Source organism: Pseudobacter sp. (assembly GCF_051955275.1).
In the GTDB taxonomy this organism is placed as follows: Bacteria; Bacteroidota; Bacteroidia; order Chitinophagales; family Chitinophagaceae; genus Pseudobacter.
Map to the genome: position 1 here is coordinate 12,930 of NZ_JBQCGW010000121.1, position 17,689 is coordinate 30,618.

Annotated in this window: 11 protein-coding genes; all 11 read right to left on the reverse strand. The window is 45.6% G+C overall.

The genetic code is table 11. From position 1 onward, the window contains the following. Positions 1 to 67: 67 nt before the first annotated feature. Positions 68 to 1,387 carry a MutS-related protein gene (locus ACTHMC_RS10165; protein ID WP_440413002.1) on the reverse strand — a complete coding sequence of 440 codons (1,320 nt, stop codon included), beginning with the start codon at positions 1,385 to 1,387 and terminating at the stop codon, positions 68 to 70. Further along, on the reverse strand, positions 1,380 to 2,723 hold the full coding sequence (locus ACTHMC_RS10170; protein WP_440413003.1) for a MutS-related protein: 1,344 nt from the start codon (positions 2,721 to 2,723) through the stop codon (positions 1,380 to 1,382). Before ACTHMC_RS10170 ends, ACTHMC_RS10165 begins: the two co-directional genes overlap by 8 nt. 22 nt (positions 2,724 to 2,745) lie before the next feature. After that, on the reverse strand, positions 2,746 to 5,052 hold the full coding sequence (locus tag ACTHMC_RS10175; RefSeq protein WP_440413004.1) for a Gldg family protein: 2,307 nt from the start codon (positions 5,050 to 5,052) through the stop codon (positions 2,746 to 2,748). A 76-nt stretch (positions 5,053 to 5,128) separates the two neighbouring features. Then, positions 5,129 to 7,507 (reverse strand): Gldg family protein, encoded by a 2,379-nt coding sequence (locus tag ACTHMC_RS10180; RefSeq protein ID WP_440413005.1) that lies wholly within the window; start codon positions 7,505 to 7,507, stop codon positions 5,129 to 5,131. A gap of 122 nt (positions 7,508 to 7,629) precedes the next feature. Next, on the reverse strand, positions 7,630 to 8,550 hold the full coding sequence (locus ACTHMC_RS10185; RefSeq protein ID WP_440413006.1) for an ABC transporter ATP-binding protein: 921 nt from the start codon (positions 8,548 to 8,550) through the stop codon (positions 7,630 to 7,632). A 98-nt stretch (positions 8,551 to 8,648) separates the two neighbouring features. Then, entirely contained in the window at positions 8,649 to 9,392 is a 744-nt protein-coding gene (locus tag ACTHMC_RS10190) for an RNA polymerase sigma factor (protein WP_440413007.1), read from the reverse strand. 27 nt (positions 9,393 to 9,419) lie between these two features. Next, positions 9,420 to 10,352: a hypothetical protein gene (locus ACTHMC_RS10195; RefSeq protein WP_440413008.1), complete on the reverse strand. Its 933-nt coding sequence runs from the start codon at positions 10,350 to 10,352 to the stop codon at positions 9,420 to 9,422. Between the two features lie 36 nt (positions 10,353 to 10,388). Next, on the reverse strand, positions 10,389 to 11,879 hold the full coding sequence (locus tag ACTHMC_RS10200) for a RagB/SusD family nutrient uptake outer membrane protein (protein WP_440413009.1): 1,491 nt from the start codon (positions 11,877 to 11,879) through the stop codon (positions 10,389 to 10,391). A gap of 14 nt (positions 11,880 to 11,893) precedes the next feature. Beyond that, positions 11,894 to 15,514 (reverse strand): SusC/RagA family TonB-linked outer membrane protein, encoded by a 3,621-nt coding sequence (locus ACTHMC_RS10205; RefSeq protein WP_440413010.1) that lies wholly within the window; start codon positions 15,512 to 15,514, stop codon positions 11,894 to 11,896. A 90-nt stretch (positions 15,515 to 15,604) separates the two neighbouring features. After that, a complete protein-coding gene (locus ACTHMC_RS10210; protein ID WP_440413011.1) occupies positions 15,605 to 16,807 on the reverse strand; it encodes a FecR family protein in 1,203 nt (400 codons plus the stop codon). A gap of 53 nt (positions 16,808 to 16,860) precedes the next feature. Further along, positions 16,861 to 17,457 carry an RNA polymerase sigma factor gene (locus ACTHMC_RS10215; protein ID WP_440413012.1) on the reverse strand — a complete coding sequence of 199 codons (597 nt, stop codon included), beginning with the start codon at positions 17,455 to 17,457 and terminating at the stop codon, positions 16,861 to 16,863. Between the last annotated feature and the right edge of the window lie 232 nt (positions 17,458 to 17,689).

Below are 17,689 nucleotides of genomic sequence, written 5' to 3' on the forward strand. Positions count from 1 at the left end.
GAATTGCTTTTATATTCCTCGCAGAAATACAGGGACTGAATCGACAATTGATTGAAGCGCTTTTGTCCTAATTCTTTTCTCCCAGCAACTCCAGTATACCTTCATTGGTAATGATGAGCATCCCCTGCCTGTCTTCAGTAATGCCACTTGCCAGTTTATAGGGATAGCGCGGATGGCTGCCCTCCATGATGGTAGGCATATATACAAACTGAATATTAGGTTTATGCTGCAAGGCAGCTCCCACTTCAATTATATGGGTTGATACGATGAACAGGCAGTTCCTGTAATCAGCAAAGCCTTCTGTAACGGCCAGTGTACCGTCATAGGCATCCTTCACATTGGTTCCTTTGAAGAGCTCATCAAACATGAGCAGTAGCCGCTTGCCACTGGCCGCGGCCACTGCTGCCTGTTTTACACGCACCACTTCTGCGTAAAAATGGCTATACCCCAATCCGATATTATCGGCAACATTGATGCTGGAATAAAGTCCTTCGCTGACAGAAAACTCCATTGACCTTACTGCCACCGGAAAGCCCATATGTGCGAGGTAAAAGTTAATGCCGATGGCTTTCATCAGGGTTGATTTCCCGGCCATATTGGCTCCGGTCAGAAACAATACATTGGAATTTCCATTCATTGCCAGGTCATTCCCCACAGCTTTCTCTACACAGGGGTGGAAAAGGCCCTTCGCTTCCAGTTTGTTCATGGCGGAAGGCAATGCCGTGGCATAGTTGAATGCTTTGGCAGCAGCAGTATTGCCTACCGTAATGTTCACATCCACTTCACTGATGAACTCCATGATGGAGGCCAGCTTTTCTTTCATACGGCCTTTTAGCAGGTATTCATACTCAGAGAGTGTTCTGACCGGAAGGGCCTGGTAGATATCGATCATCCGTAACTGCTCAAGTTCCGGTGTCTCCAGCATGCTCCTGACAGACCGGAACCTGCTTTGAAAGGGCCCTTCAATTTTCACCAGTGGTTCTACGAACTGATAGCATTTATTGAGGGTAACGATGGTAGCCTGCAGCCCCTGCATCATTTTTTTGTAGCGCTCGTCACGGGTAACAGAGGCCAGCAGTTTTTTGATCAGGGTGGCTGCAAGTACCAATACTTTGTTATTGCCACTCTCCGTATCGAGAAACTCCCTCATGATGGTCAGTTGGGAATTGTCAAAAGGAAAGCTGAGTTTTTCCTGTTGGAAGAACTGAAAGACGCTGCTGCGCTGGTTGATGCCAGTGGCATCCTGCAAGGGGTTGCGGAACATCTGATCGAGGAGCTGCTCTCCGCCCCTGGTCTTTACCTGACTGAATAATCCATACACGGATCCCTGGCGGAACTTACCGAGGATATTGAGCTCTTCGATCGTTTGTTTGTCGTTGTTAAACATGGGGCAAAGCTATTTGAGTGGTTGATGCAGCAGCATTGCTGCCTTTATTTCCGGCGGCAAGGATATCCAGAATGCCTTCATTGCGGATGATGATCATGCCATGGCGGTCATCGGTGATACCGCGCTCCAGCTGATAAGTGTACTCAGGTACATGGCCGTTCATACGCGTTGGAAGAAACTGGAAATCGATATTGCCGGTAGCCTGCAACTGATCGCCTGCCTCCACGATATGTGAAGAAACGATGAACAGGCTGTTATGTTTGCGGGCAAACCCTTTGATAACGGCCACCGTAGCTTCATGCGCATCCTTCACATTGGTACCACGGAAAAGTTCGTCAAAAAGAATAAAGAAAGACCCGCCCTGGCTGAGTTCCTGTGCCATTTTCCTCACACGCAATACTTCCACATAAAAATGGCTGGCGCCAATGCCGAGGTTATCAGGAAGATTGATGGTTGTGTAGATACCATCCAGTACTGAAAACTCCATACTGGCTGCTGCTACCGGGAAACCCATGTGTGCAATGTAGAGTGCTGTACTCAGCGAACGCAGGAAAGTAGATTTACCGGCCATATTAGCACCCGTGAGGAAGAGCGTATTTTTAGCATCGTGCATGTGCAGGTCGTTAGATACCGGCTTTTTAAGCGAAGGGTGATACACACCTTTGAGGTTCAGCATTGCCCGTCCTTTTTCGAGGGCTTTTGGGAATACGAATTTTCGTTCAACGGCGGTTTGCGCCACTGACATGTACACATCCAGGTGATAGATGGATTTGAGGAGCTGCTGCACCTTCTCCCTTTCGGCTATCCGGAACAGTGAGTCAAATGCTGTCACTGCACTGTAACTCAAACGGGATTTATCCGATTCCTTGAGTGCCGGTTCAAGGGCAGGATCCATCAGCAGCTTAATCAGCAATATTCGCTCCTCTCCATAGGCTTCAATATGTTTTATTTCAGGCTGCTCAATAAACCGGGAGGTGGTTTTAATGATATCGATAACAGCCTGCACGCCATTCTGGATCTCCTTTTCGCCCAATGCCACGCGGCTGTTCTTTGCTTTTATCCCTTCTTCTGAATGGCTCAGGTATTTTTCCGCCATATCAAACAGCGCTGCGTCGTAGGGGAAACGCAGCTTTAACCGGGCAAAGTTTTCAATGATGCTGCTGCGCCGGTTAATGGCATTCTTATCGGAAAGCGGGTTACGGAACAGGTCGCTCAGCAGGGCCGCACCTCCGCGTGTATTTGCGTGATTGTAGATATCCACGATACCTCCACCACTCTGTTTTGAAAAGATTTCCAGATCACTGATGGTCTGTTCATCTGTCCGAAGTAAGTTCATCGCATCTGTTTTTATCGGATTACTATTTTCTTTTTCTTCTGATCAGCAGGATGGTCCCCGTGAGCAACAGGCAGCCGGGCAATATCCATATGAACAATATTTTTTGCACGTAAGCTCCCCTTTCAGACACAGTCAGCAGAATATCTGCAGGAGCAATCATTGTCAGTTGTACAGGAAAATGATTGTAGGTAAGCCAGCTATGGGCGCCTTTGATGAAGTCAAGATTCATTAAGATCCGCAGGTTGCTGATAAAGTCAGCACTTCCGAAAACAATGATCCGCTGTTCTTTCTTTCCTGTATTCCTGGTCAATTGAAATGATGTAGCAAATATGTTCCGCTTCATATCTCCCGCCAGGGCATTGAAAGCCGGCAAAGTGGAATCAATGATCAGATCACCCGCTTTCAGCCAGGTTTTACCTGGCGCCGTATGCAGTAAAAGATTGGGTGAATAATTGCTTCCCCTGATGGTGTCAATACCAGCCACGCAGGGCATTCCAACAATATCCAATCCTTCGGTCAACCATGAAAGTGAATCAGCCCTTGATGTAGGAAGAGCAACCACTTTCTCAGGGGTTTCATCATAACTTGGCTGCACCAGTTGTCCGGGCAAGAGTTGCACGCCCAGTTGCTGCAGCAGCGGATTAAGCACATATTGCTTGCCTGGCTTGCCGAGGATCATCATATTACCGCCATTGTTCAGATAGCTCTTTATTTTAGCCTGCACTCCGGTGCTCAGGTCCATGATCGGATCTGCCAGTACCAATGTTGCCATATCTGGGGGTAGTGCCTGCGTATTCAGGTTCAGGGTATCTATATCGAAGCCCATATTCGGCAGGGATGCCCTGATGCTTTTTTCTGTATGATCATAATACCCCCGGTCGCCTCTGATGCGAATATCACGTTCAAGGTCTCCGGTAAGGAAGTATATTTTTGAGATCTTTTCTGGTTCCAGCAATCGTTTGAACACTGCTGACATATTATACCAGTCCGGCCAGCATTGGGTATCATTCAGAGTCCTGGCCACTTCCGTGCGTCCTTTGTATTTCAAAACCATTACCATGCGGTTACCTTCCTTTTTCAGGTCCACTATCTTCCGGATCTCCTCCGGCGATTTGACTTTGCTCATATCCCATTCTTTCCGTTCCGCCACTTTGAGCGCGATCTGTTGCGGGGTCTTGCCGGGATAAATATCATACCAGGTGCTGTCCGGCGTTTGCGGATCGATATCATAGAAGTATTCGTAGTTGAACCTGATATCAGGTTTGAAGCGGAGGTACTGATCCCAGAATAATGCGAGATAACTGGGATTTCGCTTCTCCGGCATGCCAAGCGAAAAATAGGAATTCCTGCTCAGCATGTTTACATAGAGTGTTACCTCCAGGCTACTGTCTCCAATAGTGGCAAGCATCTGTTGCAGCTCAGGAGGTATCGTATTGCCTTTGGTAGCAGTTGTATCCCAGTATTTAGTCAGTACCGGTCTTGAAGTGAGATACCCGGTCATCAATGCAACAATCATAACAAGCATGTAACGCCCTGCCTTGATGAACCAAGGCCTGGATTCTTTGCCCGACTGCAGTTTGATCATGGTAAAGCTCACGAAGATAAATGCGATCACGAGGAAGTAAAAAATATCCCTGGTAACCACTAAACCGAAGATCATTTTCTGCGTCCGGTTTTGCATTGAAAGGAACCAGGTAAGATCCCTGAGGAAATCATACTGCTGCCAGAGCATCCCGATCCTGTCCAGCACAAAAATGATCATGAAAGTACTGATGGCGGAGATCACCGGATGTATTGAAACTGCGGACATGAACAAACCGATGGCCGAATAGGCGCAAGCCAGCAAATAGAATCCCAACAGGCCGGAGATGAACAAACCATAATCTTCTTTTCGTATATCGATCACGCCCACTATCATTACAATGCCAACAATGGCCACCAGCATTAAAAGGTATAGCATGATGCCCAGGTATTTCCCCAGCACTATTTGCCGCAAGCCTGTTGGAGATGAATACAGTAACCTGATGGTACCTGCATTTTTCTCCCGGCTGATCAGCCCCATGGTGAGCAGGGGAATAAAAAGGTACAGGTATGACACCGCTGTTCTGTATACTCCACCGAACAGCATGCCGGTTACAGATTTGGGATACCAGCTCCATTGTGGGTTACTGTTTTTTGTCATAACCTCCTGCACATTGGCCATATCATGCAGCACATTGAAATAATCCAATGCGATCATTACCCAAAATGCCAGCAACACCACCCAGGCTACAGGCGAGTAAAACAGGTAACGCAATTCATTTTTAGCTATTCTGATGATCAATCGCATCTGCGCTGAATTTTTATTTGATACAGTTATTTTTCTGAACATTTTGTGCAGGCTTACCAGCCTGGCATATGATCGTTTATCTTCTTTTGCGTCTGACCAATACGATGCTTCCCAATAAGATCAGAAGGGATGGAATGATCCATACATAGATCAGCTTTTCCAGTTTCACCCAGGAGGGAGTCATTTTGAGCCAGTTGTCTTCAGGGAACGGGAACATGGTGTAGGCTGGATAACGATTGTAATTCAGCCAGCTGAATATGGCGCGGACACGGTCATGCTTACCATTCTGGTCTATCCGTAAAGGGCTGATGAAATCAGCGTCTCCCGCAACAATGATCCGCTGTTCTTTTCCATTCTTTTGCCTGGTCAATTGCAGGGTTATATCATATGAATTTTCTTTCCGGTCTCCCTCCTGCTCATTGAATACAGGTGGAACTGAATCAAGCACCAGCTTTCCCATCTTTTGCCAGCTCCTTCCAGGCAATGCCTGAAATAACGGGGTGGCATTAAACCCACTGTCTTTGTTATGTGCAATACCTGTTACACCAAATATCAACGCAACCTGGGTATCACTGTATGGAATACCGTTTCCTAAAAGAGTCAGCAATCGCCGGTATGTTTTAAGATTGTACTCTTCGCCTAATTCAAATACGCCGGGAGCTTCATAATATGGAACAACATCAGGGGTTTGATGATAAGAGGGATGTACGAGCTGACCTGGCATCAGGTTTATTCCCAGTTTTTGCAATAAAGGGTTGAGCACATATTGTTTACCCGGCTCACCTGATATGAGCATATTCCCTCCGTCACTGATGTAACTTTTCAGTTTATTCATTACATCTGCACTCAGTTCCTTTTTGGGATCTGCCAGCACCAGGGTGGTGATATCAGCTGGGATGTTCTGGGTTGCCAGGTTCAAAGTGTCTACATCAAAACCAAGAGGATATAAACTGTTCAGCCAGCCATATTCGCGCTCACCAGTTTTGGTAATGGAGCGTTCCAGATTGCCGGTGACAAATCCCAGGCGAGGCATTTTCTCACCGGACAGGCGCCTGAAAGCCGCATTAAATGCGGGTTCGCTGGACCTCTGCACACCAGTAAATACGGAGCTTCCGGTTGCACTGGGGAAGAAGTCTACAAAAACCGAGCTGTCTTTCCAACTGATCTTGAGTCCTCTTTTATAGCCTGTTTTTTCCGGATCGAATATTTTCCTGATCTCTTCGGGTCCCATAAACATCGATGAGTCAATTTTCATTGTCCTTGCTACAAGCCCTGCAATTTGTTTGAGGGTTTTTCCCGGAAAGGTCCTGTATTGAGAACTGTCGCCCGGAGGTACTGCGTAATAATAAATGAACTTGAATTCAATGTCTGGCTTGAATCTGCGGTAAGGTTCCCACATGCTTAAATACCTGTTGATAGTTGCAGGAAAGCCGATAAAAGCAAATTCATCCTGTGGGTCTGGTGTCAGCAGGTTGGTATAGAGCGTTACTTCCATGGGCGCTCCATCAAATAATTTCAGGTTCTGCTGGGTCTTTGGGTGAAGCGTATTGGTTTTTCCTGCTGATACATCCAGGTATCCTATATTATTCTGCAGGGATGAAAAATAGCCTACAGCAAGACTCAAAACAATAACAGTAAGATATCTCCGGAGTTTGACATACCAGGGGGACTGTTGCATCTTGTGTTTCAATACCAACAAAGCAAAGGAAACAAACATCAGGATGATCACTGCGAAATAAACAATATCTTTTGTAGTGATGAGGCCCTTCAGCATTCTGCCTGCCCTGCTTTTCATACTAAGGAACCAGGTAAGATCCCTGACAAATCCATACTGTTGCCAAAGGGTATCTATACTTCCCAGGATAACAAGAACGGAGAAACTGATCACTGCTGCCACTATCGGGTACCTGGTAAGGCTGGAGGCGAAAAAACCAATAGCAGCGTAAGCCGAAAGCAGCAGGAAAACACCGAGTCCTGCCGATAATAACAATGGATAAGCAATGTTTTTTATATCGAATGCAGCTGTAACCATAAATGCCGCCAGAATAAGGAGAAACAACAGATTGAAAACAGTTATTCCCAGGAATTTGCCTGCTACCAGTTGCCTCATGCGCAAGGGAGATGAGTACAGCAATCTATGTGTGCCTGAATTGAATTCCCGGCTGATGGCGCCCATGGTCAGCAATGGAATGAACAGATAGAGATATTGCATCACATCTGCAATCATACTTCCGTTTGGATTTGTTATGAACCCATCGGTCAATGTTCCGGGATTGACAAATGGAAGATGCGGGTATTCCAAAGCGGAATAATACAACCGGGGGCCAACCCGGGCAAATCGCATGGTATAGAATAACGCACAGATCCACCAGAACACAATCAGCGTAAACCAGGCCACCGGCGTATAGAAGAGATTCCTTAATTCGTTCTTCGCTATTATAAGTATCCGTCTCATTCTTTGATCAGTTAATAGTTTCCAGGCTACTCATCATTGATTAGCAGCAAAAATCTGCCTCGTCAACTTTGCAGTAAAGCAGTTGACAGGTATCCGTGAAATGAACCTGATAATGGTAAATATTATCCTCCGGTGTTCGACAATTGTTTGAACACTTCGTCCAGCAAGCCTTTTTCGAGATTGATCTCCTTTAGGCGCCAGCCTCCTGCTACACTGGCAGCCACCAGCCTGTCAGTGATTTCCTCTTCACTTCCTTCGAAGAATATCCTGGCCTGTTTGTCTGAGAGGAATTGTACATCTGTTACGCCAGGCACTTTCAGGATATCGGTGGTTGCCGGCGGATTATCCACTCGCATCAATACAGCGTTTGATTGCGCATAACTGTTGAACGCATCCATAGAATCGGAGAAAACGATCCTGCCTCCCTCAATCATGATCACTTCCCTGCAAAGCAGGTTTACTTCCGATAATACATGCGATGAAAAAAGCACCGTGTGTTCTTCAGCAATTTCTTTGATGAGCTTTCTGGCCTCGATCATCTGGTTGGGATCGAGACCATTGGTAGGTTCATCCATCACTACCAGCTTAGGCTTATGAAGGATGGCCTGCGCAATGCCTACCCGCTGCCGGTATCCTCCTGAAAGGTTATTGATCAAACGGGAACTGAAATGTGCAATGCCGCAACGCTCCTTTACTTCCGCTACCGCCGCTTTGACCTTCGTTCTTTCCATCAACCTCAGCTCAGCACAATACTCCAGGTACTCATCGATAGTAAGATCAGTGTACAAGGGAGGCGTCTGAGGCAGAAAACCAATCTGCTTCTTTGCTTCCAATGGATACTTTCTCACATCGATATCATTGATAAAAACGTTGCCTTCTGTCTGATTCAATGTACCGCAGATGATATTCATAGTAGTACTCTTGCCCGCGCCATTGGAGCCCAGCAGCCCAATGATGCCTGCTTCTGCGATTTCAATATTGATATCCCGGATAGCCCAGTTGCTGCTGTATTTGTGAGACAGGTTTTCGGTTTTAAGTATCATGCTTCTTGTTATAAATATTGAACAATACGATCCTGCCTCAATGGACAAAGCCCATCAGTTACCAGTAAACGCAGGATGTTGTTGAGAATGTCCGCGGATCAACCACCAGTAGGGTTAACTACATCTGTTATGCAGACCGTTGTAATAATTTCTTGTTTGCTTACATAATTAAGAGAATACTTCATTTCCACTGAGCGGATTTTATAAAATTCCTCTTCATTGTATATATCCTCCAAACCACTTTTGGTATTACCTGTACCGAAACAAAAAAAAGTAAATCCGGAAAAAAGCAGGAAGATCCCCACAGCATTCAGCTGTTCTTTAAAGAAACGTTGAGCCCTGGTGAGATGTACTTTAACGGTATTGTGAGAGATATGCAGTTTGCAGGCGATCTCATCTCTGCTCATTCCGGCTTCCCTGCTCAGCCAGAATACTTTCTGCTGCATTTGCGGAAGGCGGGTGAATATTTCTTTGAGCTGGTGCTGCTGTTCTTTCCTGAGTATCCTGTTTTCAGCTGTGAGACCATCCGATTGGCCGCTTGTTCTGAGTTCATTCAGTATCCTTCTTTTTCTGCTCTCCTTTTTCAGATGCTTGTATGCAGCGTGTACTGCTACCCGGTACAGCCATCCACCGGGGTTCTCATCGGTTATGGCATCCCGCTTGTCCCACAATTTCAAAAAGGTATCCTGTAGAATATCTGCGGCGCTATGCCTGCATCTGGTAATGGCAGCTATATCCGTAAGCAGGCGTGGCGCATGTATTACAATCATTTGATTGAACAGATGCTCTTCGTACTGAGCGCTGGACTGTATTTTATAATCGGGAGAGATCATATCAACCATATTTATGTACGGTTAGGAGGTTGGGGATTAACCGGAAATTTTGAATCCGGCTTCCTGTAAAAACGTCCGTATCACTTTGAATTTTTTAATCATCAATGGATAGGCGGCATAGTCTGTTTCAAAATCGGCCGAGGGATTATTGTTGTAAAAGAATACAGCTTCCAGGTACGACAGGAAATCATGCTCCCACTTGGGCGAGAGTCCGGCAGGTGTTTCCGGCAAAAAACGTTGAGGCAAAAAGCTGAAGTCTTCAAGTGTTCCGTTTCCGTCAGGAGATAAAAGATACAGATCCCTTCCATAGACCTCCGGATGCGAAGTTGTGCTAATCGTAATACTATTGAAATCGGATACCAGCCGTTTATCATAACCAGGTCTCAACATCTTATACGCAATGGTAGCCAGCGCATCTGCCACATATTTTCTTTGTGCAGAATCAGACATCGTTGCAGGATTGACATTGATCAGCATAAGTGTATTGAATCCCAGAAAAGGTCTGTTTACCCTGGCCGACAATCCCTCGAATTGCCTTGCTCTGGAGCTTTTCACCAGAAACAGGCTTTGCAGCGGAAATACATTGGCCAGTTGCGGCACCAGCCTGTCTTTCAGTAAGGGTAACATAGGAAGCAACGCTTCCTTTTCGGGCAGCAATACCCAGGTGATGCCTGGCTGCGTGCCTGTGGGAGAATACTTTATTGACAACCTTTGGTAAGAGTAGCGTGGAGTTCCATTCAAAATATCCACCTGAGTTCTGGAAACTGTGTCGTTGTAAAATACAGGTATGCCTGTGGCTTCATAAAACTGGAATATAGCGTGATCAACCGCATCGGAGGGATTATCCTTTACTGTCAGGTGAAATTCTTCTTTATTGTCTGGTTGCAGCGCTGCTTCTTTCTTACAGGCAATCATTGTCAAAGCAAGGAGAAATATCAGGAAGCCATAGCTTTTTTTTATTGCAATCATATATGCTGTTTTCGGATTAGAAAAACATGTACTGCTCTATTGTATCAATGGACGGATCGGGCGGGGCTCATTGGAAATCACTCCATGGCCAAAATCAATTTCTGCAACAGGTACGGTCAGCACATAAGCTGACGGTTCTTCTGCATAGGGTCTGAGTTCATAATAACCTTCCAGAGACCGCCCGCCCATACCATCCAGGACAAAAGAGGGGTGCCTGATGGCTTTACCAAAAGGATATTTACTGTTCACTCCATAGCGTCTCAGATCAAACCAACGATGATATTCAAAACAAAGCTCCCTGCGGCGTTCGTTTCTTATGAAATCAACCAGGGGCGCTCCGCTCAGATCGATCACCGTAAGGTCTGCTGGTTTGAACCGGTTTTTACGAAGCTCCTGCAGGACAGCGATAGCTTCTTCATTACGGCCCAGGATGGCCAGCGCTTCGGCTTTATTCAGGTATAACTCCGGCAGGCGGAAAGCGCTCAGGTCTGAAATATCAATTTGCTGCACCTCCCCCGATTTTCTGGCCAGGAAATCACCTGTACCTGCTTTCTTGAAAAAGAAAGACCATCTCAGATCCTTTTGAGAGAATATTCCCAGCAGATCTTCAGAAACCCTGTAAGTGTCCTGTGAAAGAGAACCCAATGAAATATCCGCCATTCTTTCTGCCAGATAAGGACCACTTCTGGTTGTATAAATGAGTTCCGGAGAAGCGCGTGTCACAAATGGAGTGCCGGCTACCCAATTGTTCATATCCCTGAGCCTGTATTGTTTTGCAATGACCTTATCCGCATAGATCACTGCTTTTTCATAATTCTCCTGGTACAGGTAGATCCTGGACAATAAGGTTTGTGCCAATGCCTGGTTGACCCTGACCACTGATGTTTCATTGAACCCATCCAGCTCTTTTTCGGCTTCGAGCAGATCCGAAATGATCTGATCATACACTTGCTGAACACTGGATCTCGGAAAGGGTGCGCTCTGTATCTCAGGTATTATTTTCAGCGGCACTCCATAATCTGTGGAAGCGGTAGCAGCACGATAAGGTTTCCCATAAGTATTTACCAGTAAAAAATAATAGTAGGCTCTCAATGCGTGTGCTTCTCCTGAGAGCTGTTGCAATTTTTGCCTGGAGGCATTTCCCTCCTTCATCTGGGAGATATTGAATAAAACTGAGTTGAGGGCCGCGATCATTTTATAAAAACCGGAGTAATATCTTCCATAGATATCGCTTAATGTGCCATCACTCTTCACTTCCGGCACCTGTTGCCAGAAATGCATCCCAAACTGATAAAATGGCTCGATATTATTAAAACGGGGTACCGGATTATGTTCGGCGTCATCATCCATGAAAGCCTGATCATGCCAGAATTGACTATTAGGATATCCTTCACCTAACAGCACCTCCTGCAGATCATCAACAGACTGGAGAAATGTCTGGTTTTGCGAATAGGCCGCCAGGAATTTTTTACAGGAAGCGCCTGTAAGAATAAGCACGGCGATGAGGAATATTGTAACTGATTTCATACTGATATAATTTGTCAGAATGTAACATTGATTGAAAATGAGAAAGACGGCCGTAGTCCCAGATTGATATTGGGAGTTGATCCGGATTGCGTTGGATCCTGTCCGCGCAGATCCTTGTTTGCCCAGGTGAGTAAATTTGAGCCTGACAAACTGAATCTGGCAGCTTTAAGATGCATGCGCCGGCATAGTTCAGGTGTGCAGGTATAGTTCAGTGCAGCAGATTGCAATTTGATATAATCGCCGCTTACAACCCGTATGTCTGAATTATCATACATCTGGTAATAATCCCTGGCAAATGGAATAAAGGAACCTGTGCTTGTATTTCCACCTCCGGTCTGCAGCCACCAGTTCATATCCGCGCCCGGAGGGTACAGTCCGGGAATATTGGTTTTCAGTTCATCGCCGGGATAACGCCAGCGATCAACGAACTCTTTACGCAGGTTTCTCTGGGAACTTGGTTTATAAGTACCGTAATTGCCTGAAGCTATCTGCAGCAAGCGGATCTTATTGCCTAAGCTATAGGTAAAATTGAAGTTCAACGACCAGTTCCCGTAGGCAACATAATTCGAGATACCTCCCTGAAGCACCGGTTCGCGTTTGCCGGATTCCACCAGTATCACACCCAATAATTCCTGGTTGTTCATTTTACCATAGCGTTCTTTCAGTTCTTCCGCATTTTCGGGCTCTGCACCATAAAAAACAGGCTGCCCGATCCCGTTCAAACCTTTGAAACGGTAAGAGTAAAAAGTATTGACCGCTTTCCCATCCAACACAACCTGGCCTGCCAGGTAGGTCTCGTAGGTATCCCTGGTAGCAGCATCGGCCAATGATCCTTTTCCCTGGATCTTGATTGCATTGCTCAGTAATTTGTTGAAGACCTGACCAAATTGAGGATCTATGCGCCAGATGAATCTTCTATTGCTTCCCAATGACTGATTAACGGGAGTGAAGTTGAAAAGCAGCTCTATTCCCTTGTTCTCCAGACTACCTCCATTAACCACATAAGAATTCAGGCCATTTACTTCTGAAATAGTTCTGGTCAGGAATGCATTGCTGGTCTTTTTATAGAATACCGTAAAAGAGCCATTGATCCTGGAGTTGAAAAGAATAAAGTCCAAAGTGGCATTATAGGCATCTGTTTTTTCCCATTGCAGGTTGGGATTGGGGTAGTTTACAATGCTGGAAGTATATGTCTGAAAAAATGAGTTGAATGCGCCTTTTTGAATGATGGTATAAGGCGTTTGCCCAGCCAGCATAGTGCCCTGCGTGCCATATGAAACGCGCAATGCAGCCTGGTTCACCCATTTTACATCTTTCAACAGTTCCCTGTCAATATTCCATCTGCCCGAAATTCCCCAGGTTGGCAGGAACCTTTCGTTGCTGCGGGAGCCAAATGCATTTGAAAAGTCGCTGCGGGTATTGACGCTCAGTATATACCTGTCATTATAAGTATAGCTGGCCGCCAGATACATGGAAGCCAGGTTGGTCAACCCTTCCGAAATAACAGGCGTATATTGGGGAGTCATCATTTCAGCGATATAAGCCACATACTTAGCGTCATGCAGTTCAGCGAATGTTTGCCCTCTTTCAGGATAGTAGCCTTGCCTGAGCTGCGCTATACCGCTGTTTTTTGCAGAAGACAATTCACTGCCAAGGTTTGCAGTGATAAGGTGCTTTTTACTCTCATCAACATACCGGCTGTAGTTTGCCTGCCCACGGATAGTGTAGGCGCTTTGCCGGTTATTCTGCCATTGAAGAAGTCCGCCGAACGGGAAAGCGTTCCGTGTCAGATCTTCCGGAAATTCGCCTCTCTTCAGGTCCATAAAATTCGTTTGTTCATCATACCAGGTGCGCTGTTCCGTGTTCGTTGCCGAGTAAGAAAGGGTGGCTTCCAATTGCAAACCTTGCATCAATGCATAATTGAAGTTGGCAGTGGCAGTATAACCGCTGCCATTGACTGTCTGGCCGCTGCGGTTCATTTCGTTTAAAATATTGAAGCTGGGTCTTGGGGAAGCCTGGCCATTGGGATAAAAATACAGGCTGCCGTCCTCATTGTATAAAGGAATGGTCCGGCTGGTCCCATAGGCATAGTTCATAACCCCCACATCGGATGGCGTATACATACGATCATTCTTATTGGCCATGATGCTGAACTGCGCCTTCAGCTTTCTGTAGTTCAGGTCGAAGTTTATCTGTCCCGTATACCGTTTATTATATTCACCTTTGATCACGCCGCGTTCATTGGTATATCCTACCGATGCATAATAACGGCTCAGCTGATTCCCTCCGGAAAGGCCAAGAGAATGATTGGAAGATATTACGTCCTGTGTTACTATACCCAGCCAATCCGTGTTCATTTGACCGGCCCTTCTTATACGCTCGTTATAAGTGTCATAATCGATCCTGCCGCCGTAATAATCTATTACTGCCTTTTCATAGGCTTCCGGATAACCGATAACGGGTATCTGCCTCTCGAACATTTCCCTTGAAACATCTATCCGTTCCTGTGAATTCATCATGTACACATCATTATCCGTATATCGCGGACGGCGCGAATAAGTGAGGCTGCTGTTGTAGTTGACTGATGGTGGCCCCGGCGTTCCTCTCCTGGTGGTGATCACAATCACTCCGTTGGCCGCCCTTACCCCGTACAAGGCGGTAGCAGCGGCATCTTTCAATACATCAATGCTTTCAATATCATTTGGATTAATATTTGATATGGCATTGCCTACAAGATTTACAAAATCCAGGTCATTGATCTTACTGGCGGGGATGGGTACCGGATCAACCCGAACTATGCCATCAACCACCCATAATGGCTCCCTTGTACCCAGTATGGTGGAAGTACCGCGGATACGCAATTTAGGTGCGGCGCCCACCTGCCCCGAGTTCTGCATCATTATCATACCGGGAACACGCCCTTCAAGCATCTTATCAACTGTGGTAAGACCGGGTTGGTTAATGGAATCCATTTTCAGCGTGGTTACAGCTCCTGTAAGGCTCTTTTGACGGATCCTCTGATAACCGGTAGAAATGACCACTTCATTCATTGAATCCTGAACGGGTTCCATCGTAAGATCTATATTGCTCCTTCCTTTTACTGAAACAAGTTCCCGTTTATAACTGATATGGGTAAACGACAGTTGATCTTTCGGATCAGCTTCTATGAGAAATTTACCATCCAGGTCAGTTTGTACTGCAGTATTCCTCTTTTCTGCCTGTACAGTTACGCCAACAACCGGTTTCCGGTTCCGGTCAATAACCTGTCCGGCAATATTGATGCTTTTATCCGACTCAGTATTTATGATATAGCTGTCGTCGCTTTTAGGATCTTTCTTTTTTATGATGATAGTACCATCATAAATTGTAAATGTCAGATCAGTTCCCTTGAAGCACAGCTCAAGTGCCTGTGACAGGGGCATATTCTTTACATCAAGTGTAACTTTTTTAGCCCCTGCCAGCATTTTTTCCGTGATCATGATATTCAATCTGGTTTGCGCCTGAATCATTTTAAAGACCCCTTCCAGGGATTGATTCTTCACTGAAAGTGAAACCCGGGGGTCATTGTCCTGCGCCAGACTTCGCTTTGATAAAGCACATAGAAATAGCAATAAGATGGGCAATAATTTTCTCATACAATTAATTCGGTTAAAGCATTCCTTAAAAAGATGATGAGCAGCATGTAAGCAGTGCATGCAGCTGACAGGACTGGTTTAGTGGACTGATCAACGGGCAGATCTGATGATCAGTTTTCTGCCATCGATGGCAAAATCTATATTATTGATCTGTAAAGCGCCTAATACCGATTGCAGGCTACTGCTCCGCTTTAAGATGATAAGGAGTTTTTCATCAGGAATAGCGCCTTCATATACCACATCAAGGTCATACCACCTCGCAAATTCGCGGAGAATAATGGGAAGTTCAACTTTATCGAAATAAAAATATCCGTTTTTCCAGGCGATCGTTTCTTCTGTATTGATTGAATTCTTTACAACAAATTGTCCGTTAAGATCCATCTGTGACTGCTCCTCCGGGGAAAGGTGTACCGCTCTCTTTTTGTTGCTCACTTTCACTGATCCATCAAGCAGTGTTGTTTTTACTAATGGTTCATTGTCATAGGCATTCACATTAAAGCTTGTGCCCAGCACATCGATCTGCATGTCACCCACTTTTACACGGAAGGGTTTCTTTACATCCTTTGCAACTTCAAAAAAAACTTCGCCTTTTACTGACACCACACGTTCCTCATTGGTAAAAGCCACCGGATATTTGATAGAGGAAGAAGCATTCAGCCAAACCCTGGAGCCATCCGGCAGCGTCAACTTGTATTGGCCGCCAGTTGGTGTGGCCATTTCATTCATCAGGTGGTTGTTCATGCCTGAACCAGGTTCATATTTTACCTGACCATCCTCCAATTTCACTATCCTGGACTCCCCTTCCTTTGCCACCATTCCAATACCGGCACTATCAAGTTGAACCACTGAACCATCAGAGAGCGTAAGCGTTGCTTTATCAAAGGAAGCAGCCGGTTCATTATTATTCGCCACAGCCGCCGATTGTACTACAGATGGGTTGCTCCTGTAAAAGTATGCGCCAACTCCGATCAGCAGTACTGCTGCCGCAGCATATCTGATCCATTTTCTTCTGAAGGGAACTATATGCCCCTCGCCAGGCTCAGGCCTGTCGATATGATTGACAGGAACATTAGCATTTAGTAAAGCCTGGTCTACTTTCCGCCTGTTATCCAATAGCGTTCTCACTTCTTTCTGCCACAGCTCAGCACGCTGAAATTCTTCGTATATGCTGTTGTTTTCTGAGGAAGCGTTGCGCCATTCATTCAGCTGCTTTCTTTCGGCCGCATCCAGTTGACCGGTCATCGACCTGAAGAGCAGTTGACTTATAATATTGATATCGCCGGAATCAGACATATCTTAATTACGGGAGTATGAAGGAATTGTTACCGGATTTTTTCCGGATTTTTTTAATTGAAGTAGTCCGGGGGAATTGCGGCCAAAAGAAGCGCAAACTCCAAACCAGAAAGTTTTTTGCGTAGCATTTCAAGCGCCTGGGACTTCTTGGTACGCACTGTAGAATCTTTCAGGTTCAGCCGCTCTCCTATTTGGTCATTTCCAAGCCCTTCAACATAAGCAAGCCGGAAAACTTCTCTGAGATAGTCCGGGAGCTTATCGATCTCTTCCAGGATCAATCCATAAACACGTGCCCTGACCAATTCCTGCTGGATACTGTCAGTTGTTTCATGTTCGTTCAGCTGTTTGAGCTGTTCATAATGTTTATCCTCGGTTTTCTGCAGACGCAGGTGATCTATGCATAAATTCCTGGTGGTTAATTGTAACGAATTAAGCAGATGTCGTAAGGATTCAAAGTGTTTGGACTGGTTCCAAAGCCGGATAAATACTTCGGCAGTTATATCGGCGGCTGTTTCATTGGCTACATATTTTTTGGCCAGGAGCATTACAACAGGGTAAAACTGCTGATAAACTTTGCAATACGCTTCGCTTTCACCAGCGTTCAGACGCCTGATAAGTTCTTCGTCGCTATTGAGAGGGCCGCCATCCACCGGATTAGTAATTTAGGTTAGCACGGATATATGTATCAGAACCAAAAACAAATAAATGTAGTATCAGGCGAATATACACAAGTTGATTGTAAAAGATGCAGGACTGCTATTTTCTGTCTTTTACCGCACAAAGCTCTCGGTAAATAAAGAAGAAGTCCTGTTGATTTATGACCAACAGGACTTCCATGCGCCCGGAGCAGGCAGTTCAAGATACTACTAATCAGCTAGTTAG